The organism is Amycolatopsis sp. FBCC-B4732 (assembly GCF_023008405.1).
Lineage (GTDB): Bacteria > Actinomycetota > Actinomycetes > Mycobacteriales > Pseudonocardiaceae > Amycolatopsis > Amycolatopsis pretoriensis_A.
Genome location: NZ_CP095376.1, coordinates 4,916,044 through 4,938,009, shown reverse-complemented (window position 1 = coordinate 4,938,009; position 21,966 = coordinate 4,916,044). Strand labels below are relative to the sequence as shown.

The following is a 21,966-nucleotide window of genomic DNA, read 5'->3' as shown; positions in this document are numbered from 1 at the left end:
GCTAGCGCCAGCCGCGGCCGGACACCCCGCGGAAGTCCCACGAGTCCGGCTTGACCAGGTCCGCCAGCGCGGCGGGAACGGTCTGCGCGCCGGTCGCCCGGATCAGCAGGCTCGGCAGCGGCCGGTCGCGGGTGGGCCGCCCGGTCGGTTCGACGAACTCGGCGCCGAGGCCGGCGAGTTCCTTGAGGACCGGGTCCGGCAGGTCGCGGGTCCACAGCAGGAACCGGGTGCCGGGCAGGGTTTCGGCGGCGAGCCGCACGAGGTCGGCCTGGACGTCGTCGCTGCTCGCTTCGCAGTCGACGACCGTGGTCGGGGTCGGCCCGTCGTCGGTGTCCACACCGGACCGGTGGGCGACGAGGTACCCCTCCACCGCGCCGGTTTCGCTTCGGGCCAGGAGGTAGTAGTACTTCGCCAGCGGGTTCGCCGCGCGCCAGCCGAAGTACGACGCCGTGCGCGCGACCCGGACCCGGCCGTCACCGGGCAGGGCCGCCGCGACCGCCGCCATGGCCTCGACGTCCGGTGCGGTGGCCGCGGTGATCGTCACGCCGGACCGCGTGCCCCGTGCGTCGGGGAGCGCGGACCACGGGCCGCGGAAACCGTGCCCGGCCGGGCGGTTCAGCACCGCCTGCCCCCACGGGCCGACCTGCTGCCAGCCGCGGATCAGCATCGCGGGCACGGTGCCCTGGTCGCCGAAGTCCAGCAGCCACGGCACGTTGTCCCGGCGCAGGCGGGCGAGGACCTCGTCGACCATCGCGTGGAACACCGGTCCGTTGCGGTGCTCCGGCGCGACGATCGTGTCGGTCAGGCACGGCAGCACGAACCGCTGCCCGTCGACCTCCCAGCCGGACCCGAACACGCCGACCATCCCGGCCAGCGCCCCACCGGGAGTCCGGGCCAGCACGACGTACCGGCCGTCCAGGTAGGGGTTTTCGAGGTACTTCCAGTCCAAGTAGGACCCGTTGCCCTCGGGACCGCCGCGCAGCAACGGGTCCTGCAAGGCACAGGCTTCGGCGCGGTCTCCGGGCGTGTAGCCGGTGAGGACGAAGTCGAGGGCCACGTCAGGCGTCCCCGCCCTTGGCGCGGACGAACCGCGCGATCCGTTCGAGGGTCCGGAAGTTGTCCTGGCTGATGTCGTCACCGGTGATGCGGATGCCGAAGTGGTCTTCGAGCTCGACGAACACCGCCAGGAAGCGCGAGGAGTCCAGCACGCCGCTGGCGATGAGGTCGTAGTCGGCCGCGAGCGGCTCCACGGGCAGGACCTCGCCGAGGCACGCGCGGAGCCGGTCGAGCACGGCCTGCTCCGCGGCGGTCGCGTCGGTTTTCATCGGTCACCTCAGATCCGGGGTCGGGCGGTGGTCCGGGCTCCCCGAACGTAGCGCGGGCGCCCCCGCGCGGAGGTAATCGCGCGGCACGTGGGGCGCCACCGCGGCGCACTGGCCGCCGGTTACCCGCCGATTACCCCGGCACGGCGGATTACCGCGCGGTGAGCGCGGCCGCGGTGCCGTTTACCCGGTGGTGGGCGGGTCGCGCCTAGCGTGGGCTCGCGTCCACCGCACGACCGAAGACGGAGGTCAAGGTGTCGAAGGGATCCTACGAGGAGAAGGCCGCTCCCGGGTACGCCCGGTCGCGCCACGAACTGCTCGACGCCGGCCGGGTGCTGCCACCGCCGTTCGACGGGGTCGCCAAGACCTCGGCACCCCGCGCGGCCGACGTCTTCGCCCTCGTCGAGCCGATGCTGCGTGAGCACGGCGCCGGCGTGGTGCTGCTCGACGAGCCGTTCGCCGACGAGGAGTTCGTCGCGTTCGGCGCCCGGCTCGGCACCGCGACCGAGGAGACCGACCCGGCGGTGCAGCCGTTCGTGACCGGCGGCGTGATCCTGAACCTGCTCGGCAAGAACCGGCGCACCGACGACGTCTCGCTGCAGCCGTTCGCCGAGAACTCGCTGTCGCTGCACACCGAAGGCAGCGGCCGGGTGGCCGTCGACCAGCCGCGGTACATCGTGCTGATGTGCTGCCACCCGGGCCCGCGGCCGACCGCGGCGCAGACCGTCCTGGTGCCGATGGAAGAGATCTTCGGGCGGTTGTCCGCGCCGGACCGCGAAGTGCTGTCCCGCACCCGCTACGCGCACCTGCCGCCGGGGGAGACGATCCTGCGCGAGCACGACGGCCGTCCGGTGTTCTCGTTCCGCGACTTCCTCGGCGGGCGCCTCGACTGGGTCAACGACGGCGGCGACCCGCCGGAAGCGGTCGACGTCGCGCTGGAGAACCTCCACGCGGCGATGTACGCCCCCGGCGCGCGGGGCGTGCACTGGCAGCGCGGGCTGCTGGTGGTGATCGACAACCGGCGCCACTTCCACGGCCGGACGGCGGGCACCGCCCCGGCGGGCGAACCGCGGCACCTCAAGCGGCTGCGCATCCGCTGATGCGGGGCATCGAGCGCACGACCGTCGGCAAGGTCCCGGGCCGGCCGGTCACGGAAGTCGAGGCGTACACGCTGCACACCGGTTCGGGGTTCGCGATCACGGCGTGGAGCTACGGGGCGACGCTGGTGGAGGTGCTGGCCGCGGACCGGGACGGGCGGCACGCCAACGTGTGCCTGCGCCTGCCGGACCTGGACGCCTACCTCGACCGGGCCCGCAACCCGTACGTCGGCGCGACGGTCGGTCGTTATTGCCGCTGCGTGGCGGGTGCGGAGTTCACCTTGGACGGCGTGCGCCACCGCCTGGACCGCAACGAAGGCCGCCACCACGTCCACGGCGGCACGGAGGGCCTCGACCGGCACGTGTGGTCGGCCGAGGCGTCCCCCGACGGCGACGCACTGGAGGTCCGGTTCACGACGACCAGCCCGGACGGCGACCAGGGCTACCCCGGCGAGCTGACGGTGTGCACGAGCTACCGCGCCGAGCCGGACGGCACACTGGTGATCGCGCACCGGGCGCGGACGACGGCGCCGACCGTGGTCGGCCTCACGAACCACGCGTTCTGGAACCTGGCTGGGCAGGGAACGATCGACGACCACCGCCTGCGCCTCGCGGCGACGGAAGCGGTTCGTTTCGACCCGGACCTGGTCCCGCTGCCGGGGGCACCGGAGGCGGTGTCCGGCACCGCGCGCGACTTCACGGCGGTGCGTGAGCTGGCGGGGGTGCGGGTGGACAACTGCTTCCTGGTCCCGGACGAGGAGGAGCTGGCCACACTGACCCACCCGGCGAGCGGCCGCGTGATGCGGGTGAGCACGGACCAGCCGGCGGTCGGGGTCTACACGGGGGACTGGTTCACAGGGAACCCGCGCGGCGGGATCTGCCTGGAGACGGGCGCGTTCCCCGATGCGCCCAACCGGCCGGACTACCCTTCGGTCCGCCTCGACCCGGGTGAAACGCACCGGCATCGGACGGTGCACCGCTTCGGGGTGGCGGACGCGGGGTGATGTGCGCCGGTACCCGTGTGGTGCGCTGGTTCGGTCGCGCCGACCGCGGGTGCGCCGCACTGGCGCCGTGCGGTGTACCACTTTGGGGTGGCGGATGCCGGGTGATGCGCACCGGTACCCGTGTGGTGCGCTGGTTCGGTCGCGCCGACCGCGGGTGCGCCGCACTGGCACCGTGCGGTGCACCATTTCGGCCGCGCAGCCAGTTCCAGCGCTGTCTGCCGCTTTCGGTTGCGTTCCGGATGCCGCGAATGACTCATGGGGGACTTCCGAGGCCCCCATGAGTCATTCGCGACCTCGGGCGCCCCACCACCCCAACCCGTAACGGATCAGCTCAGCGGGTGCTGGAGGTAGGTCCGCCGCGGCGAACCCTCACCGCCGAAGATCGGGCCGCAGCGGGTGAAGCCCAGCAGGACCATCACGTCCACTGTGGACTCCAGATCCGGATTCGCCTCGGCCCGCAGCGCATCCGCACCGCTCTCCCGCGCGATCGACACCGCACGCCGCAAGCATTGCGGCCCGGCCAGGGAATTGCCCAGTGAAGGGTGGACGGCGAGCCTGCTCAGGTAAGCCGGGGTGTGCGCCTCCGGAAAGACCCCGGTCGGCGGCTCGAAAGCCGGGTGCCAGGTCAACGTGAACATCGCCGCCGCGCGGTCGTCCGCGCGCAACAGGTGCACCACCCCCGCACGCACGCGGGACTCGGTCGTGGCGGGGTTGCGCGCCGGGACGGGGGAGCCGAACCGGCGGCCCTGGTGCTGGTCGCTCGCGCAGAGCAGCGCGTGGACCTCGGCGGCGTCGGTCGCGATTTCCCAGTGCTGCGTGGTCATCGTCCTCCCCGTTCGTCGGGCGGCACGCGGGGGCGCACGGTCCGGGGGAACCGTGCGCGTCCCGCTCACCGCGGCAGGTCGGCGCAGGTCTCCGCGCTCTGCTTCTCCTCGGCGAGGAAGATGGTCTGGGCCATCATCTTGTAGTCGCGCATGCTCTCGCGGAACACCTCGATCGACTCCTCGGGATGCACCGAGTCGATGACCGCGTTCGGGCCGATCGCGTTGAACTGGTGCGAAGTGCCGCGCGGGATCTGCATGTCCACCCACGAGTTCTCCGGCACGATCAGGTTGTACCGCGTGCGCCGGTGGCCCTCCGGGGTGCCGGGCAGGTCGTCTTCGAAGGCTTCCGGCGCGAACGGCGTCACGCCCGGGACGTCACCGACGATGAACGGCGACAGGCTGGAGACGCGGATGCGCGTGCCGGGCCCGGTCATCATGCGCACGAAACGCAGGCCCGTGTGCAGGTGCATGCGGGAACACATGTCCCGCTCTTCGACGTCGTAGAAGTCCATCAGGTAGCGGTCGGCGAAGTACCCGTCGAACGGGCTCGCCAGCATGTAGACGTCGCCCTCCTCGAACGTCTGGGCGCGGACGATGCCCTCGGCGTCGGGGGAGGTGGCTTCTTCGGACTTGTGCGCTTCGCGGACCACCGACGCCAGCCGGTCGACGATCGCGAAGGCGATGTCGGCGGGCCATTGGGCGACCGGTGTCACCCGGTTCTGCGCCGGGTCGCGGAACCCGATGAGGTCCTGGACCTCGTTCTCCTCGTCCGGCGCGTGCTTCATCGTCTGGGAAACCGCTTCCATCGACCAATCCTTTTCCTCGGCGTTCCGGGCTCTGGCTCCGGCGCGAACGGCGATTCGTCGGGATCGCCAGTGATCCTGGCCGCCATCGAACGTACGGTGCCGGTGCGACATCTGTACAGTTACGAATTCAGGGATCCGCTCATCGCGCGGTAATCAGCTGCCCGGTATTCGCCGCGGGAAATCACGCTTTACCGTCCGATTACCCCGGACATTTTATGTCGGCGGGGTCGATTACCCGGTGATGAGGGGGCGAAGAGCGGCGTGGTTGGCCGGGTCCGGGCCGAATCGCTAACGTGATCGGTGCCCGCAATTCGGGGCGAAATCACCGAAGTCGCACCTTCGCGCAGCCGGCGGTTCGTGCCGGCCCCATCCCACGCCTGCGGATCTGGTGAGCTGTCCGATCAGGCCCGGCCCAGAACGGAGCCCGGTTCATGCCGCTGTTCGATCCCCCGTCCCGGCCACGGCGCATAACGGTTCCCGAAGACGCGCGAGCCTGTGCCGCGCTCGCCCGGCCCGCCGAGGCGGACCTGGACACCTTCTGCCCCGACGTCGACGACCGGCTGCTCGACGTCATCGCCCGCGCGGAAGATCCCGGGGACGCCTTCGAACTGCGGGACCTGTGGCTCGGCCGCGTCGAACACGAACTCGGCGCCGACGCCCTGCGCCCCGGTCTCGCCGAACTCTGGCGCGGTTCCCGCCGCCGGCGCCACGTCGGCGCCGAAGAAGCCCTGGCTTCGCGAGCCACCGTCCGGTTCGTCAAGGAGCTCTTCAACTGGTACTTCCGCGACGACCTCTACGGCGACCTCGCGGCCGACCGGCAGCTGCTGCTCTCGAGCGGCGCGGTCGATGAAGAACGCTGGGGACTGCCCGCCGCGCTCAAGGACTGCGTGCGCTTCGCCCTCGACCGCGACTGGTACGGCTACTCGGACTCGCGCGGCCGGATACCGGCGCGGGAAGCCGTCGCCGCGTACGAGAACGCCTTGATGGAGCGGGACGTCTACGACGAGCACAACGTCGCGCTCACCATGGGCGGCACGTTCACCGTGAGCACCCTGGCCGACTTCCTCCTCACCGGCCGGACCGGCCCGACCGGGCCTGCGCTGTGCGGCATCCCCAACTACCCGCCGCTGGTGGAGGCGGTCGCCCGACGCGGCGACGTCCGGCTGGTGCCGCTGCCCAGCACCGCGGGCCGGACGTCGCTCGAGCCGCTCATCCAGGCGTTGTCGGCCGATACGCCGCTGGTCATGATCCAGACCGCCGCCAACCCCACCGGCGCGCTGGTCGACGAGGACGAGCTGACCCGGCTGATCCGCGCCGCGGGCCCGCGCACCACGATCATCCTCGACGAGTGCCACGAGTGGCTCGGCCCGCGGCGCACCCGCGGCACCGCCCGCGCCGCGAGCAACGTCGTGCGCGTGTCGAGCCTGTCGAAGAACTGGTCGGCGCCGGGCATGAAGATCGGCTGGATCCTGGCCGGCCGGGAGTTCATCGACGAGTACTACGAGCACGCGTCGACCGCGTTCGGTGGCCCGCCGTCGTTCCTCTACACGGTCGTCGAGCTGCTCGCCCGGATGGAACGCTGGCTGGTCACCGGGCTCGACCGGCCCGGCGCGGCCGAGGTCGCGGAGTTCGAGCCCGCCTACCGCCTCGACGCCGACCGGCTGGGCGTGGCCTACGCGGGCTACCGGCGGGAGCGCTGGGAACGCCAGGACGCGCTGACGGCGTTGCGCGACGCGGCGTGCCACCGGCTCTCGGCGGTGGCCAGGGTGACCGTCCCGGCGTACTCCATCAACGCCGCGGTCCGCGTCCCCGGCTGGGACGACAGCTACCGGTGCTTCCGCGACCTGCTGCGCACCACCGGGGTGTCGACCTACCCGGGCATCCTCAACTTCTGCTTCTCCGGCGGGGTGGTCCGGGTGACCACGGCCCGGCCGTGGGCGGAGCTCGCGGAGGCCGGTGACCGCCTGGCCTACGCCGTGGCCGAGCCGGGGGTGCTCCGTGTCTGAGCGCCCGACGGCCGGGTTCGCGGCCCGCGCCGGGCACAAGGCGGTGCTCGGCATGATCCACCTGCCGCCGCTGCCCGGCAGCCCGTACCACCGCAGCGGCACCTTTGCCGGGATCACCGAGACCGCCGTGCGTTCCGCCCGCGCCCTGGAGAACGGCGGCGCCGACGGGTGCCTGGTCCAGACCGCCGACCGCGTCTACGGGACCGAGGACGAAGCCGACCCGGCCCGCGTCGCGGCGATGGCGCTCGTGGTGGCCGAAGTCGTACGGGCCACCGGACCGGGCTTCCGGACCGGGGTGCAGATCATGCGCAACGCGATCTCGGCGTCGCTGGCCGTGGCGGCGGTGGCGGGCGCGTCGTTCGTGCGCGCCGCCACCCTGGTGGGGGCCACGCTCAGCCCGCAGGGCCTCGTCCAGGGCGACCCGCTGCGGGTGATGACCTACCGCCGCGCCATCGAAGCCGGGGACGTCGCGGTCGTCGCCGACGTGGACTCGATGCACTTCTCGTGGCTCACCGGGGACAAGACCACCGGGCAGGTCGCGAAGCACGCCGTGGACGCCGGCGCGGACGCGGTCACCCTCGCCCACCGCGACGAGGACAAGGCGCTGGCGATGATCGCTTCGGTCCGCGAGACGGCGCCCTCGGCGCCGGTGCTCCTGGCCGGGCACACCCACCACCGCAACGCCGCGCGGCTGCTGGGCGCGGCCGACGGCGCGTTCGTCGGCACCTGCCTGGAACGCGACGGCTGGGGCGGTGAGATCGACGAGCGGCTCGTCCACGACTACGTGCGCGAAGTCCGCGCGGTGCAGCAGTGAACGACGAAGGGCGGGCGAACCGCGGATGAAGGCGGAAGTGCTGGTGCGGCAGGCGGATCGGCTCGGCGCGGACCTGCGGGCGTGCGCCGGCGGGATCGCGGAACGGGTGGCGGACCTCGTGGCGGCGCCCGGGTTCGCCGGGATCGGACGGGTCGTCCTGCTCGGCAACGGCGATTCCCACCACGCCGCCCACGCGGCCGCGCTCGCGTTCGCGCGGTTCGCCGGCGTCGCGGCCGAACCCCTGCCCGCGCAACGGTTCGCCGACCACCCCGACCCCGGGACGGGCCCCGGCACGCTCGCCGTCGGCGTCTCGGCCTCGGGTGGCAGCCCGATGGTGGCCGAGGCACTGGGCCTGGCACGGGAACTCGGCGCGATGACCGTCACGGTGACCGGACGGCCCGGCACCGCCGTCACCGGCGCCGCGGAGCACGCGCTCGTCACCGAACTCACCGACCTGGAACCGTCGCCGGGCGTCCGCACCCACCAGCTGAGCCTGCTGACCCTGCTGGCGCTCGCGATCGGGCTCGGCGCGCGCCGAGCCGTATTGTCCACAGTGGACTTCCAGGGTCTGACGGGCGAACTCGGCGGCCTGGCCGCGGTGGTCGAGGAGACGGCGGAACTCGTCCGGCCCGCCTGCGTCAAGACCGCGGCCGACATCGCGCACGCGCCGCTGCGGGTGTTCCTCGGCACCGGGCCGAGCCACGGGACCGCCCTGCACGCCGCCGCGAAGCTCATCGAGGCCACCGGCGCGCCCAGCTTCGGGCAGGACACCGAAGAGTGGTGGCACGTCGAGCGGTTCTGCCGGCCCACCGACCTCCCGGTGTTCGTGCTCGCCCAGCCCGGGACCGCGCAGCGGCGGGCGCGGGCCCTCGCCGAACGGGCCCGGCAGCGCGGCCGCCGGCTGCGCTTCGTCGGCGGAAGCGAGGCCGACATCCCGGTCGCGGGCCCGGTGCGGGAGGAGTTCGCGCCGCTCGTGCACGGCGTCTTCGCCCCGTACCTCGCCGCGGCGATGGCGGCCGAGCTGGACCGCGAACCGTTCCTGGCCGACCTGCCCGGCTGAACCGCACCGAGGAAAGGAGACAGAGGACATGGGAAACGCACTGGCGGGGCGGACCGGTGACGCACTGGTCGCGGCCCTGCGCGAGCTCGTCCTGCGCCAGCTGCCCGCGACCGCGGCGGACCTCGGCCCGGACTCGCCGCTGGGCGAGGCGGGGCTGACGTCGCTGCGCACCGTCGCGACGCTGGTCGCCATCGAGGCCGGCCTGGGCGCGGAGCTGCCCCCGGAACTGATCACCCCCGACACCTTCCGCAGCGTCCGCACGCTGGCCGCCGCGATCGAGCCGGTGGCCGCGGCGGCAGGACCGGCTCGTGACCGCGTCTGAGCCGCGGCTGCGGTTCGGGGTCCACTCCGGACAGCAGTACGAAAGCTACGGCGAGATCAAGGAATTGTGGCAGCGCGCCGAAGCGCTCGGGTACGACTGGTGCTCGGTGTTCGACCACCTGCGCCCGCCGATGGGCGGGCCGGCCGGGCCGTGCTTCGAGGGCACCACCCTGTTGTCCGCGCTCGCCGCGAGCACCAGCCGCGTCCGCTGCGCGCTGATGGTCGCCCCGGTGGCGTGGCGGCACCCGGCCGTGCTGGCCGCGCTCGCCGCCACCATTGACCACGTCAGCGACGGCCGGATGGAACTGGGTATCGGCGTCGGCGGTGCCGATCTGGCGCACGGGCAGTACGGCCTGCCGCAGCCGTCCCGCGCGGACCGGCTCGGGATGCTCGAAGAGACCGCGGAAGTCCTCAGAGGACTGTGGTCGGGCGAGCCGGTCACCTTTGTGGGCAAGCACTTCCACCTCACCGACGCCCACCTGCGGCCCGTCCCGGTCCAGCCGCGGCTGCCCCTGGTGGTCGGCGGCGTGAGCGAGCCGGTGCTGCGCACCGTGGCGCGGCACGGGGACGTCTGGAACAGCCTGCTCGCCGGCCCGGCCGAGTACCGCAAGCGCAGCGCGCGCCTGGACCGCCTGTGCGAGGAAGCCGGCCGCGACCCGGCGAGCGTCCGGCGGTCGATGACCTTCCGCGCCCTGCTCGTCGAGGACCCCGCGGACCTGCCCGGTGAACTCGAGCGGCTGCGGCGGCGGTACCCGCCCGATTCCCCGGTGTGGCCGGAATACCTGGTCTTCGGCACGCCGGAGCAGTGCGCCGAAGCGTTGCGCCCCTACGTCGGGCTCGGGGTCACCGACTTCGTGCTCGGCGTCCGGCCGCCGGTGGACTGGCGCTGCGTCACGCTCTTCGCCGACCAGGTCGTCCCCCAGCTCCGCGCGTCCCGGTGACGCCGGTGAGAAAGGAAGCCACGATGGGCAACTACTACTCGGAGGGGTTCGCCTCCTTCTTCGACAACAGCTACACCGGCTGGGTCAACCGGTTCTCGCCGAAGCTGGTCGCCCACCTGGCGACCGTGCCGGGCACCGACCGCACCGCCGTGGACATCTGCTGCGGCACCGGCGTCACCGCGGCCTGCTTCCTCGACGCGGGCTGGACGCTGCACGGCGTCGACGGGTCGAAGTCGATGCTGGACCTGGCCCGCGCCCGCCACGCCGGGGCGATCGAAGCCGGCCGGTTCTCGGTGGTGCAGTCCGACGCCCGCGCGTTCCGGCTGCCGGCACCGGTGTCCGCGTGCGTCAGCATGGACGGCGCGCTCAACCACCTGCCGTCCACCGAGGACTTGCAGGCCTGCTTCTCCGCGGCGCACGCGGCGCTCGCCCCGGGCGGCGAGTTCGTCTTCGACCTCTACGAGCAGACGCACTTCCTGCACTGGAACAACGTCACGCTCACCGACACCGCCGAGGCGGTGGTGGTCAAGCGCGGGGTCTGGGACACCGACACCCGCACGGGCATGCTGCGCGTGTCGGGGGTGTTCGGCGCGGGGGACCGGGTGCAGCGCGTGGACCAGACGCTGACGAGCTGGTACTACGACGCCGAGGACGTCACGGGCGCCCTGCGCGCGGCGGGCTTCGAGCCCCTGCCGCACGACTTCGGCGGCGAGGACCTCAAGTGCGACTCGGGCTCGTGCTCCCGGACGGCGGTCCCGTGCCGGGCGATCTACCGGGCCCGCAAAGCCTGACGCACCCCGATGTGGCGTTGGGTGCGCTGGACGCACCGAACGCCACATTGGGGCGCTCGGCGCCGGCGCTATCCGGTGGGCGGCAGCGGCCAGATGGTCCGCTTGACCCGGTAGTCCTCGACCGCCGCCGCGAGGTGCTCCGGGCGGCACGGGAAACCGCCGCCGCCGAGCGCGCCCGCGGCGCCCGGCACCCAGTTGACCGAAATCTCCTTGGCGCGCAGCAGGTGCGCCACCTCGAAGGCCTCCTCCGGTGGTCCCCACACGCTCGCGGCGTGGGCGGCCGCCGCGGCGGACCCGGCCAGCCGTGCCGCCGCCTCGGGATCCGGCGCGGCCTGGACCGTCAGCAACGGCCCGGGCACCTCCTGCAGCACGGCCGGGGCGTCCGGCGCGAGATCGGCCAGCACGCGCGCACCCCGCCAGAAGCCGTGCTGTTCCTCCGGCCCCAGGCGGGTTTCGGCCTCGAAGCAGAACCCGGCGTCGCTGGTGGCCACCGCGGTGTCGAACAGGCTGAGCTGGTCGAGGTTGTTCAGCGGCCCGAAATCCACGCCCGCCCGGCACTCCGCGACGGCGTCGGCGAGGCCGTGCACCACCTGCTCGTAGTTCTGCCGCAACGTGATCACGCGCGCCGGCGCGAAGTTCTGCCCGGCGTTGTGCGTGCGCGCCCTGGCCAAGGCCCGGAACGTCGATCCGGGTGCGCCGGGCAGCACGACCGCGGCGCTGTTGCCGCCCCACCGCAGGTGCGCCGGCCGCAGCCCGGCGCGGTGGGCGACGTCGATCGCGCCCCCGGTGTTCCCGGCGAAGGAAAGCGCGTCCACCTGGCCGGCCACCAGGCTGCGCCCGGTCCGGCGGTCGCCGGTGACCACGACCAGCACATCGGCACCCAGCACCGGAACGGCGCTTTCGGCCAGGAACTGCACCGAGTCGGGTGTGCTCTCGGCCGGTTTCACCACCACGGCGTTGCCCGCGACCAGCGCGGGCCCGGCCTGGTGCAGCGCCGACAGCAGCGGAAACGCCCAGTGCACGAGCACCCCGACGACGCCGAGCGGAGCGGAGCTGCCCGGCAACGGCGCACCGGCCACGGCGGCGCAGGAACGCAGGTGCCGCACCCCCGCCGCCACCTCGAGCCGCGCGTCGGCGTCCGGCTTGCCGGTGCCCGCGCACTCCAGCTCCACGTACCGGTCGGCGCGGTCTTCGAGGTGGCCGGCGAGCGCGTCCAGCCGCTCCGCGCGATCCGGGCCGCTCAGCCGCGACCACGTCTTCGCCGCGTCCCGCGCGGCCGCGACCGCGGCGGACACGGCGTACTCGTCGCCGATCGGCGCCATCCCGCGCACCTGCCCGGTGCGTGGGTCGAGCAGCAGGGTCGCGGGCCCGCCGGTGACGGCCGGTTCGTCTCCCGGCGTCCGGTGCTCAGTCCCGAACACGCGCGCTCAGGTCGTCCCTCAGCTGCGGGCGCAGCACCTTCCCGGTCGCGGTGCGGGGGATCTCCGCCAGCGTGATCACCCGTGACGGCAGCACCCCCTCGGCGAAGGTGGCCCGCAGCGGCTCGGTCAGCGTCGCGACGTCGGTCCCGCCCCCGGACAGCACGACGGCGGCGATGATCTTCTCCCCGGCGAAGCGGTCCGGCACCGTGACGCACGCGGCGTCCCGGACCTGGGGCAAGGCACGCAGCACGCGGTCCATCTCGTCGAGGGAGACGGTCTCCCCGGCAACCTTGGCGATGTTCTTGAGCCGTCCGGTGAGGACGAAGAAGCCGCGCCCGTCCCGCTCGACCCGGTAGCCGAGGTCCTGGGAGTGGAACCAGCCGTCGCGGAACGCTTCGCGCGTCGCTTCGGCGTTGCGTACGTACCGCGACATGACGTTGAAGCCGCGCATGCAGACCTCGCCCACCTCGCCCGGGGGCAGCGGGGCACCGGCCGGGTCCAGCACCGCGACCTCGTTGCCGTAGACCGCGACCCCGACGGAGGGTATTTCGGCGTCGAGCATCAGCCGCCGGTAGGTGTCGTCGGACAGGCCGGGCGGCATCGTGCAGGAGAAGTTGGTGGTCTCGGAAAGGCCGTAGCCCTGCAGCACGCGGGCCCCGAGGCGCTCGGCGACCGACCGCGCGGTGCGGCTGGTCAGCGGCGCCGCGGCGGAGACGAAGTAGCCGAAGCCGTCGGGGAGTTCGGGTCGGCGCCACGTCTCGACGAGCGCTTCGAGGATGCCGGGCACGACGCTCGCGATGCGCGGGCGGTAGGTCCGCAGGGTGCCGGGGTAGGCGAGCGGGGAGAAGGAGTCGCACAGCACCGTGTGCGCGCCGGCCGCCATCGTGCCGAGCACGGTGAAGTGCAGGCCGTTGACGTGGTGGATGGGCAGGCAGGCGAGCACCCGGTCACCCCGGACGAGCCCGTGGTGGCGGCGCACGGCTTCGGCGTTGGCCACCGCGTTGAGGTGCGTCTGGGCGACGAGCTTGGACGCGGCCGTGGAACCGGACGTCGCGAAGTAGAGCGCGTCGGCCGCGGGGTCGATCGCGGGAAGGGCCGCGGTGGGCTCCGGCAGCTCGGTCCAGTGCGGGAGGAGCCGCGAGTCCGGGCCATCGGTGCCGGGCAGGTGGACGGTGGCGAGCGCACCGGCCGCTTCGAGCTGCCGCGCGCGCCGCTCCGGCGGGTCCGACGGCCCGAGCATCAGCAGCCCGAACCCGGCCCGGAGCACGGCGAGCACGGTGAGAACCGACGGAATGTCGTTCGCCGGCGCGAAGCCGAGCACGGCGGGCCGCACGGTCCCGAACTCGGCGCACAGCCACCCCGCGAGCGCCCGGCTCGCGACGGCGGCCGTGCGGTAGTCCAGGGTGGTCGCGCTGCCATCGGGCGCGACGGCGGTGACGAAGGGCGCGTCCCCCTGGCACACGGCGAACCAGTCGAGCGCGTCCAGCGGGGTGCGCCACGGCGAGGAGGGCACCGCCGGCCCGGCATCGCCGTAGCGGCGCGCGAGTACGTGATCCGCAACCGTCATCGAACGTAACCCTTTCCTCCGGCGCACCGTCCGTTCCGCCTTGCCGAACGAGCCTAGGCCGGGCGGCCCCGGAGAGCGGTAATCCGGAAACCGGCCCGGAAACGGCGGAGTAATCGCGCGGTTTGCGGTGGCGCCTGGCCGGTGCACAGCGGCCGACGCGCGTGGGCCCGGCTGCCCGAGCCGGGCCTGGGCTCGGCCGACGTGCGGGAGCTGCCGGGCCCCGGGGCTCAGCCGACTGGAGAGCGGGCCGCCACCGCGGTGCTCTCCACGCGCGGACGCGGTGTGCGGGCCGCGTCTGCCCGAGCTGGGCCTGGGCTCGGCCGACGTGCGGGAGCTGCCGGGCCCCGGGGCTCAGCCGACTGGAGAGCGGGCCGCCACCGCGGTGCTCTCCACGCTCGCCCGCGGTGTGCGGGCCGCGTCTGCCCGAGCCGGGCCCGGGCTCAGCCGACCGAGGCGCGGTCGGGGACCGCCGTGCTCTCCGCTCGTGCGCGGTGCTCCGTTGCGGCCGGGCTGCCCGCCCCAGGGCAGGAGCGGGAACCTCGGAAGCCGGGCCTGGGCTCGGCCGACCTGGTGACCGCGCTCGCGTGCGGTGCTCCGGCGGCCCGGCCACCGACGCGCGGGAGCTGCCGGGCCCCGGGTTCAGCCGACCGGTGACCGGGCCGCCACCGCCGTGCTCTCCGCGCTCGCCCGCGGCGCGCGGGCCGCGTCGATCAGCTGCTCCTTCCGCGCCCGCACCGGCGCCGGCACCCGCGACAGCGCGACCTCCCGCAGCCGGGTGTTCGTGAACGCGTAACGAGTCCAGGCCAGATCACCCGGCCGCCGGACGCAGCGCAGCATTCCGCGGTTCACCAGCAGGCGCAGCCACCGTCCGCTGGCGTGGTAGCCGTCCTCGGCCGCCAGCGTGGCCACCACCGTCTCGGTGACGTCGTCGCCGCACACCGCCACGTCGTAGAGCACCGCCCGCGCCTCCGTGGGCAGCAGGTCGAGGGCGACCTCCAGCCGGGAACGCACCGAGTACGGGATCGGGTCCGGGAGACTCGCCGGATCCGCGCCGGACAGCCGCCGGCCGTACTCGATGGCGAACAGCGGGTTACCGCCGAGGGCGCCCGCGAGCGGGACGAGGGACTCCGGGTGCTCGTCCGGGACCGCGTGGCCGACCGGGATGCGCGTGGCCTTGTACGCCTCCCACATCAGGCGCGCGGCCTCGTCGTCGGCGAGCGGGTGCAGGCAGACCGACGTGCTGTGCAGCTTGCCCCCGCCCCACGACCGGCGGCGGGTCAGCAGGTCCGGGCGGGCGCTCGCGACCACCAGCAGCGGCACGCCGCCCGACCGTTCGAGGAGGTGGTCGAGGAAGTCGAGGACGACGTCGTCGCTCCACTGCAGGTTCTCCACCACCAGCGCCACCGGCGTCCGCGCGGCCAGCGCCTCGAAGAACTGGGTCCACGCGTCGAACGTGTCCGCGGTCCAGGCGCGGTCGCCGTGGTCGGCCTCCAGCAGCACGCTCAGGTGGGAGAGGATCCACGGCGCCCGGCGTTCGTCGACGACGCCGTTCACGACGTCGCCCAGCCGCGCCAGCGCGAACGGCATGGCGTCGGCCGCGCCGATGCCCGCCGCCGCGCGGACCAGCTCGGCCAGCGCCGTGACGCGGCTGCCCACGCTGATCGCCGACGGCGTGCGGCCGACCAGCACCGTGGCGCGGGTCCCGGCGTCGCCCGGCCCGCGGCGGCGCCATTCCTCCAGCAGGCGGGTGCGGCCGGAACCGGCCTCGCCGAACAGGGTCAGCAGGTGCGGCTGCCGCAGCGTGCGGGCGCCTTCCAGCGCGGCGTCGAGGGCGGCGAGCTCGCGCTCGCGGCCGACGAACGGGAGGTCGTCCGGCCGGTTCAGCAGCCGCACCGCCTCGGCCGTGGTCGGGCAGACCCGCACCGGGCCCGCGGCGTCGTCCTCCAGCAGGCGCAGGCAGAGCTCGACGAGGTCGTCGGACGGCCGGGGCCAGGACCGCGCCGGGTCGTCGTGGCGCACCACGGCCGGGCCGGTGGCGACGACGACGCGCACCTCGAACGGCAGCTGCTGCCCGTCGGCGGTGCGGCACCGCGGTTCGGCGGTCAGCCTGCCGTTGAGCGCGTGCGCCAGCTGCAGTGCCTGCCACGGTTCGGCTTCGCCCGCCGCCCCGTGCCCGGCGGTGACCAGCCACACCGGGGCCGACGGCGCTCCCGTGACGTCACGCCAGACGCGGTGCGCGGGGCCGAGCAGCGCGGCGCAGTCACCGTCGCCGGTCCCGTCCGGCCCGATCACGCGGGTCCGGCGCGACCGGGCTTCGGCGCGGACGACGTCGTCGAGGTAGCCGCGGATGGCGGCGAGGTCCTGTGGCCCCGCGGACAGTCCGGGCGCGGGCCCGGCGGCGATCACCACCGTGCTGATGCGCTTGAGCTCTTCCAGCGGGACGTGCGCGCCCTCGGTGCCCGCCGTCCGCGGTTCCGGAACTTCGGCGCCGGGCCCGCCGGACGGCGGCTCCGGCGCTCGCTGCCCGGCGACGACCGGCTCGGCCACCTGCCCCAGCGAGCTGTCCTGGGTGAGGATCGCGTGCTCCAGCTGCTGCAGCTCGGGGCTGGGGTCCAGGCCCAGCTTCTCCACGAGCGCGCTGCGGGTGCGGCTGTAGACGGCGAGCGCGTCGGCCTGCCTGCCGCGCTGGTAGAGCACCCGCATCAGCAGGCCGCACAGGCGTTCCCGCAACGGTTCCTGCTCGACGAGCACCTCCAGCTCGGTCAGCACCTCGCGGTGCCGCCCGAGGTGGAAGTCCGCCTCCATCCGGTCTTCCAGCGCCATCAGCCGCGCGTTGCCGACGATGCCGATCTCGGGCCAGTCGAGGGCCTGGTCGGTCAGGTCGGCCAGGATCGGGCCCCGCCACATGGCCGTCGCCTCGCCCAGCAGCTCGGACGCCTGCTCCCAGCACCCGCCGGCGAGCGCCGCGTGCCCCTGCACGGCGACTTCGTTGAAGCGCACGAGGTCGATGTCCTGCGGCCGGATGCGCAGCAGGTAGCCGGGGGAGCGGGTGAGCAGCAGCGGCGGTTCGGCGCTGTCGTCCGAGGCGAGCAGTTTCCGGAGCCCGGACACGGCGTTGTGCAGCATCTTGCGCGCGGACACCGGAGCCTCGTCCGGCCAAAGCGCGTCCATGAGCTGGTTGACCGAGATCAGCGAGTTGTGCCGCAGCAGCAGGAGTGCGAGGGTCAAGCGCTGCTTGACACCGCCCAGCGGGACCCGGCGTCCCTGCGCAGTGACTTCGAGCGGGCCGAGCAGGGAAAACTCCATGAATTCGCTCCAGGTGGTCGCAGTCGGGCCGGTACCAATTCGGATCGATCGCGGAACTCGGTTCGCAGGCGAATTCCCCCAGGGCATCGGGAACGGTGTTGGCTTTGCCGATGATCTTAGGTGATCCGCCGGGCCGGAGTCGGCTGAGCGGGCCATCCGTGCACATCCGCGGGCACTTACGGGCAGCCGGCCGCGCGTACACCGCCATTGTGCGGATCCTGGGCAAGTCCTTCCGTCGCAGGGGTGTCCGGGGTGTCCCGCTGACCGGGCAGGCGCGGCGGTATTTTCTGTCGCTCGATCGGCCCGTTTCGCGGGAGAAAAGGACAAATCGGATTTGATTGGTCCGCGCCTTCGCGCGTTACGACATCCGGGTGGTAGTTCCGGCGCTGGGTGGCAGAAAGCGTCGGACTTCCGGCGAAAGGCGACACGCACGGTTTTGTAATACACGCCACCCGTCGCTCCGAAGTGTGAGGAAAACCCGGCGGATTCCGATCGTTCGGCGCATTCCCGGCATCGCCTGCGTAGACCTGTACGCAGGCCGTTAACCCGTTGAGCCCTGGGCGCAGGGCGTTCCGGGTGACGTCGGCGGCCGCGGCTAACAAATCCGCGCGCCCGCCGTCTTTCACACGAACCCCACACCGAATCCGGCTTCCCGCCGGTGCTCGAAAGGGATGTCCCATGTCGCGAAGATCGATTTTCGTCGCCCTCACCGCGGTCGGCGCGCTGCTGGCCCCGACGGCGGTGGCATCCGCCGCGCCGCCGGGGGTGGATCCGGCCACCGTCGACCTGACGCTCGCCGCCGGGCAGAGCACCACCGTCACCAAGCACGTCACCACCTCCGCCGTGCCCCCGAACCCCGACCTCGTCCTGCTGGCCGACACCACCGGCAGCATGGGCAGCGCGATCTCGAACGTCCGGACCAACGCCAACGCCATCACCGGGGACGTGCTCGCCGCGCAGCCGACCGCGCAGTTCGGCGTCGCCGAGTACAAGGACTTCAGCGACACCGTGCCGTTCAAGGTCAACCAGGGCATCACCGGGGACACCGCCGCGATCCAGGCGGGCACGAACCAGTGGACGGCCTCCGGCGGCGGGGACTTCCCCGAAGCCGACCTGAACGCGCTGTACGAACTGGCCACCGGCGCCGTCACCTTCCGGCCCGACGGCACCCGCATCGTCGCCTGGTTCGGCGACGCGCCGTCGCACGACCCCAGCGGCGGGCACACGCTGGCCGACACGATCGCCGCGCTCAAGGCGGCGAACATCCGCGTGGTCGCCGTCAACGTCGGGGCGCTGGACGCCGAGGGGCAGGCGACGGCCATCACCGACGCCACGGGTGGGGTGCTGCTCAACAACGTGCCCTCGAACCAGGTGTCGCAGGCCATCCTGGCCGGCATCAAGTCCATCGAGGTCACGGTGGCCCCGCACGTCACCAGCTGCGACCCGCAGCTGACGCTCACCAACGCCCCGGCGAGCGCCACGGTGGCCAGCGGCGACGTCGCGACGTTCACCGAGACGATCGCGGCGGCGGCGAACGCGGCGCCCGGCACGTACCACTGCTCGGTCGACTACCTGGTCGACGGCGTGTCCCGCGGCTTCGTCGAGACGACGACCGTGCGCGTGCTCGGGTTGAGCATCAACGACGTCACCGTGGCCGAAGGCTCGGGTGGCGCGCCGGTGCCGGCCACGTTCACCGTGTCCCTGCTCGGCGGGGCGAGTCCCGACCCGGTGAGCGTCCACTACGCCACCGCGAACGGCACCGCCACCGCGCCGGCGGACTACGCCGCCACCAGCGGCGACGTCACCTTCGCGCCGGGTGAGACGGCCAAGCCGGTCACGGTCCTGGTCAACCCGGACACCGTCGACGAGCCGGACGAGACGTTCACCGTGAACCTCTCCGCCCCGGCCGGCGCCGGGCTGGTGGACCCGACGGGGGTCGGCACGATCGTCGACGACGACCGCGACGGCGCCTTCTCCTGCACCGGCACCGCGGCGAACGTCATCGGCATCACGGCTGCCGTGGCCAACCCGCAGAACCTGCCGTGCGCCGACGACAGCGAGACCGTCCTCGACGCGACGCTCAACGCGGGCCTGATCAAGGTGCAGACCCACGCGCTGACCTCCTCGACCGACCTGACCCCGGACAACCAGTCCGCGGCACCGGCGGCCGGCGACCACGCGCAGGCGACGGCCAAGATCGACAAGACGGTGATCAGCACGGTCGGCCTGACGATCGAGCTGGGCGTGATCCAGTCCCTGGCGGCGGCGACCTGCCAGCCGACGACGGGCGGCCTCGCCCCGGCCCTGACCGGCAGCTCGAACATCGCCTCGCTGAAGATCAACGGCGTCGCGGTCACGGTCGGTTCGGCCCCGCTGACCATTCCGCTGGTCATCGGCTCGCTGAAGCTGAACGGCCAGACGGTGTCCGGCGGCGTGGTGAAGCAGCAGGCGGTGGCGCTGGACACGGCGCTGGCGAAGATCGTGCTGGCGGAGTCCCAGGCGGACGTGCACGGCACCACCGCGCACCCGGCGGGCAACCCCTGCCGCCGCTGATCCGGTGAAGTGAGCCGGGGCGGGCGGAGACCCCGCCCGCCCCGGCTTCCCGCGCAGCCGCTTCCGGTGTCGCGTCCAGGGTTCGTCGACTACGGCCCGGGTTCGGCCCGGTGAACCACCTGCCGCGCGACACTAGGGGTTCTTCCAGACTTCCCCGCCGCCCAAGGTTTCCGGCGTCGCGGCGGGGTAGAACCGGGGCATGGTGAGCACGGAACCCGGGGTCGTCGCCTTTCCTCGGCGGTCGCCCGGTCAGGTCACTCCGCCCGACGGCTACGCCGACCTCCGGGCCCGGCCCGGTCTCTGCCGGACCGTCCTGCCCGGCGGTACGCCCGTCTGGCTCGTCGCGCGGCACGAGGACGTGCGGGCCGCGCTCACCGACCCGCGGCTCAGCTCCGATCCCTCGAAGCCCGGGTTCCCCGCCACCGGCGGAGCACCGGAAGCGCTTCCCGGGTGGTTCGTCGCCATGGACGCGCCCGAGCACACGCGGTACCGGAAGCTGCTCATCCCCGAATTCACCGTGCGGAAGGTGCGGGAGCTGCGGCCCGGCATCCAGCAGGTCGTCGACGAGCGGATCGACGCCATGCTCGCCGCCGGGAACTCCGCGGACCTCGTCGCCGCCTTCTGCCTCGTGCTGCCTTCGCTCGTCATCTGCCAGCTGCTCGGCGTGCCCTACGAGGACCACGAGCACTTCGAGTCCCGCACCCGCGTGCTGGTCAGCCTCGCGTCGACGGCCCGGCAGCGGGAAGTCGCGCTCGGCGAGATCAACACCTACCTCACCGGACTCATCGCCGCGAAGCGCGCGCAGCCCGGCGAGGACCTGATCAGCCGGCTCATCGACGGCGGGGTGCTCGACGACGCCGAACTGCTCGGCGTGGCCATGCTGCTGCTGGTCGCCGGGCACGAAACCACCGCCAACATGCTGTCGCTCGGCGTCGTGACGCTCCTGGAGAACCCGCAGTGGATCGGGCACGAGGGCGTCGTCGAAGAACTGCTGCGGTTCTTCTCCATCTCCGACGTCGTCAGCCTGCGCGTCGCCACCGAGGACCTCGAGATCTCGGGGCAGCTGATCCGCCGCGGCGAAGGGGTCGCGCCGCTCGGGCTGGCGGCGGGGCACGACGGGACCGTGTTCGAGGACGCCGGCGAGTTCTGCCCGGCGCGGTCGGCGCGCCACCACGTCGCCTTCGGCTACGGGATCCACCAGTGCATCGGGCAGCACCTGGCCCGGCTGGAGATGGAGGTCGCGCTGACGACGTTGTTCGAGCGGGTGCCGCGGCTGCGGCTGGCGGTGCCGGCCGACGAGCTCGAGTTCAAGCACGACGGAGTCCTCTTCGGACTCTACGAGCTGCCGGTGCGCTGGTAGCTCACGCGGTCAGGACGTTCACGCCTTCGCGCTCGATTTCCGCGGCCACCGTGGAATCGATGCCACCGTCGGTGATGAACGTGTCCACTTCGGACAGTTCGGCGAAGCGGGCGAAGTGGTCGTTGCCCACTTTCGTGTGGTCGGCCAGCAGCACGACGCGGCGGGCGCCGGCGATCGAGGCCCGCTTGACCATCGCCTCCGCCGGGTCCGGGGTGGTGAGGCCGCGCTCGACCGACAGGCCGTTGGTCGCCATGAACGCCACTTCGACGAACGTTTCGCTGAGCGAGTGCAACGCCCACGAGTCGACCGACGCGAGCGTGCGCGCCCGGAGGCGGCCGCCCACCAGCATCACCGTGAGGTTGGGGCGCTTGGACAGCGTCAGCGCGATGTTCACGGAGTTGGTGACCACGGTGAGGTTGCAGTCGATGGGAAGCGCTTCCGCGAGGTGGGCGGTGGTCGTGCCCGCGTCGAGCAGGATCGCGCCCTCCGCGGGCAGCTCGGCGAGGGCGGCCTTGCCGATGCGCTTCTTCTCCGCCGTCATCACGCTTTCGCGCGTGTTCAACGCCGGTTCGAAACCCAGGCGCTCGATCGGGATCGCCCCGCCGTGCACCCGGCGGAGCGACCCGTGGCGTTCGAGCGTGGTGAGGTCGCGGCGGATCGTCTCCGTCGTGACCGCGAACTCGCCGGCGAGCTCGGCGACGTCGACCCGGCCGCGCGACCGGGCCTGCTCGAGGATCAGCTGCTGACGCTCTTCCGCGTACACCGCGACCCCC

At 73.1% G+C, this 21,966-nt stretch carries 18 protein-coding genes; 10 read left to right on the top strand and 8 right to left on the bottom strand.

From position 1 onward, the window contains the following. Position 1: 1 nt before the first annotated feature. The gene (locus tag MUY14_RS21065) at positions 2 to 1,057 is read right to left on the bottom strand and encodes a GNAT family N-acetyltransferase (protein WP_247024886.1); all 1,056 of its coding nucleotides are present in this window, start codon (positions 1,055 to 1,057) and stop codon (positions 2 to 4) included. Between the two features lies 1 nt (position 1,058). Further along, positions 1,059 to 1,325, bottom strand: a complete 267-nt coding sequence (locus MUY14_RS21060) for an acyl carrier protein (RefSeq protein ID WP_247024884.1) — start codon at positions 1,323 to 1,325, stop codon at positions 1,059 to 1,061. Positions 1,326 to 1,576: 251 nt separating this feature from the next. Between MUY14_RS21060 and MUY14_RS21055 the strand changes: the two genes are divergently transcribed. Together MUY14_RS21055 and MUY14_RS21050 are read left to right on the top strand one after the other, a co-directional pair. Next, positions 1,577 to 2,422, top strand: a complete 846-nt coding sequence (locus tag MUY14_RS21055) for a TauD/TfdA family dioxygenase (protein ID WP_247024882.1) — start codon at positions 1,577 to 1,579, stop codon at positions 2,420 to 2,422. Continuing rightward, positions 2,422 to 3,423 (top strand): aldose epimerase family protein, encoded by a 1,002-nt coding sequence (locus tag MUY14_RS21050; RefSeq protein WP_247024880.1) that lies wholly within the window; start codon positions 2,422 to 2,424, stop codon positions 3,421 to 3,423. The genes MUY14_RS21055 and MUY14_RS21050 overlap by 1 nt, the downstream gene beginning before the upstream one ends. Positions 3,424 to 3,749: 326 nt before the next feature. Here MUY14_RS21050 and MUY14_RS21045 read toward each other — a convergent pair whose 3' ends face one another. Further along, complete coding sequence (locus tag MUY14_RS21045; RefSeq protein ID WP_247024878.1) at positions 3,750 to 4,247, bottom strand: hypothetical protein; 498 nt, start codon at positions 4,245 to 4,247, stop codon at positions 3,750 to 3,752. Positions 4,248 to 4,312: 65 nt separating this feature from the next. Then, positions 4,313 to 5,053 carry a hypothetical protein gene (locus tag MUY14_RS21040; protein ID WP_247024876.1) on the bottom strand — a complete coding sequence of 247 codons (741 nt, stop codon included), beginning with the start codon at positions 5,051 to 5,053 and terminating at the stop codon, positions 4,313 to 4,315. Positions 5,054 to 5,484: 431 nt separating this feature from the next. On the opposite strand from MUY14_RS21040, the gene MUY14_RS21035 reads away from it, so the two are divergent. Genes MUY14_RS21035 through MUY14_RS21010 form a run of 6 tightly spaced genes read left to right on the top strand, consistent with a single transcriptional unit; the run spans position 5,485 to position 10,986 of the window. Continuing rightward, a complete protein-coding gene (locus MUY14_RS21035) occupies positions 5,485 to 7,059 on the top strand; it encodes a pyridoxal phosphate-dependent aminotransferase (protein WP_247024874.1) in 1,575 nt (524 codons plus the stop codon). Beyond that, entirely contained in the window at positions 7,052 to 7,873 is an 822-nt protein-coding gene (locus tag MUY14_RS21030) for a BtpA/SgcQ family protein (protein WP_247024872.1), read from the top strand. The genes MUY14_RS21035 and MUY14_RS21030 overlap by 8 nt, the downstream gene beginning before the upstream one ends. A gap of 25 nt (positions 7,874 to 7,898) precedes the next feature. Next, positions 7,899 to 8,933 carry an SIS domain-containing protein gene (locus MUY14_RS21025; protein ID WP_247024870.1) on the top strand — a complete coding sequence of 345 codons (1,035 nt, stop codon included), beginning with the start codon at positions 7,899 to 7,901 and terminating at the stop codon, positions 8,931 to 8,933. A gap of 28 nt (positions 8,934 to 8,961) precedes the next feature. Next, positions 8,962 to 9,255, top strand: coding sequence for a phosphopantetheine-binding protein (locus MUY14_RS21020; protein WP_247024868.1), 294 nt, complete (start codon positions 8,962 to 8,964; stop codon positions 9,253 to 9,255). Then, positions 9,242 to 10,195, top strand: coding sequence for an LLM class flavin-dependent oxidoreductase (locus MUY14_RS21015; RefSeq protein WP_247024866.1), 954 nt, complete (start codon positions 9,242 to 9,244; stop codon positions 10,193 to 10,195). The genes MUY14_RS21020 and MUY14_RS21015 overlap by 14 nt, the downstream gene beginning before the upstream one ends. A gap of 5 nt (positions 10,196 to 10,200) precedes the next feature. Beyond that, entirely contained in the window at positions 10,201 to 10,986 is a 786-nt protein-coding gene (locus tag MUY14_RS21010) for a class I SAM-dependent methyltransferase (RefSeq protein WP_247024864.1), read from the top strand. A 68-nt stretch (positions 10,987 to 11,054) separates the two neighbouring features. Here MUY14_RS21010 and MUY14_RS21005 read toward each other — a convergent pair whose 3' ends face one another. From MUY14_RS21005 to MUY14_RS20995, 3 genes are all read right to left on the bottom strand, one after another. Beyond that, positions 11,055 to 12,407, bottom strand: coding sequence for an aldehyde dehydrogenase (locus tag MUY14_RS21005; RefSeq protein ID WP_247024862.1), 1,353 nt, complete (start codon positions 12,405 to 12,407; stop codon positions 11,055 to 11,057). Further along, entirely contained in the window at positions 12,394 to 13,974 is a 1,581-nt protein-coding gene (locus MUY14_RS21000; protein ID WP_247024860.1) for a class I adenylate-forming enzyme family protein, read from the bottom strand. Before MUY14_RS21000 ends, MUY14_RS21005 begins: the two co-directional genes overlap by 14 nt. 639 nt (positions 13,975 to 14,613) lie before the next feature. Then, complete coding sequence (locus MUY14_RS20995; protein ID WP_247024858.1) at positions 14,614 to 17,280, bottom strand: BTAD domain-containing putative transcriptional regulator; 2,667 nt, start codon at positions 17,278 to 17,280, stop codon at positions 14,614 to 14,616. Between the two features lie 678 nt (positions 17,281 to 17,958). On the opposite strand from MUY14_RS20995, the gene MUY14_RS20990 reads away from it, so the two are divergent. After that, entirely contained in the window at positions 17,959 to 19,833 is a 1,875-nt protein-coding gene (locus MUY14_RS20990) for a Calx-beta domain-containing protein (RefSeq protein ID WP_247024856.1), read from the top strand. A 199-nt stretch (positions 19,834 to 20,032) separates the two neighbouring features. Then, on the top strand, positions 20,033 to 21,193 hold the full coding sequence (locus MUY14_RS20985; protein WP_247024854.1) for a cytochrome P450: 1,161 nt from the start codon (positions 20,033 to 20,035) through the stop codon (positions 21,191 to 21,193). 1 nt (position 21,194) lies between these two features. Here the strand turns inward: MUY14_RS20985 and MUY14_RS20980 are convergent, their stop codons facing one another. Further along, positions 21,195 to 21,956 (bottom strand): DeoR/GlpR family DNA-binding transcription regulator, encoded by a 762-nt coding sequence (locus MUY14_RS20980; RefSeq protein WP_086865209.1) that lies wholly within the window; start codon positions 21,954 to 21,956, stop codon positions 21,195 to 21,197. Between the last annotated feature and the right edge of the window lie 10 nt (positions 21,957 to 21,966).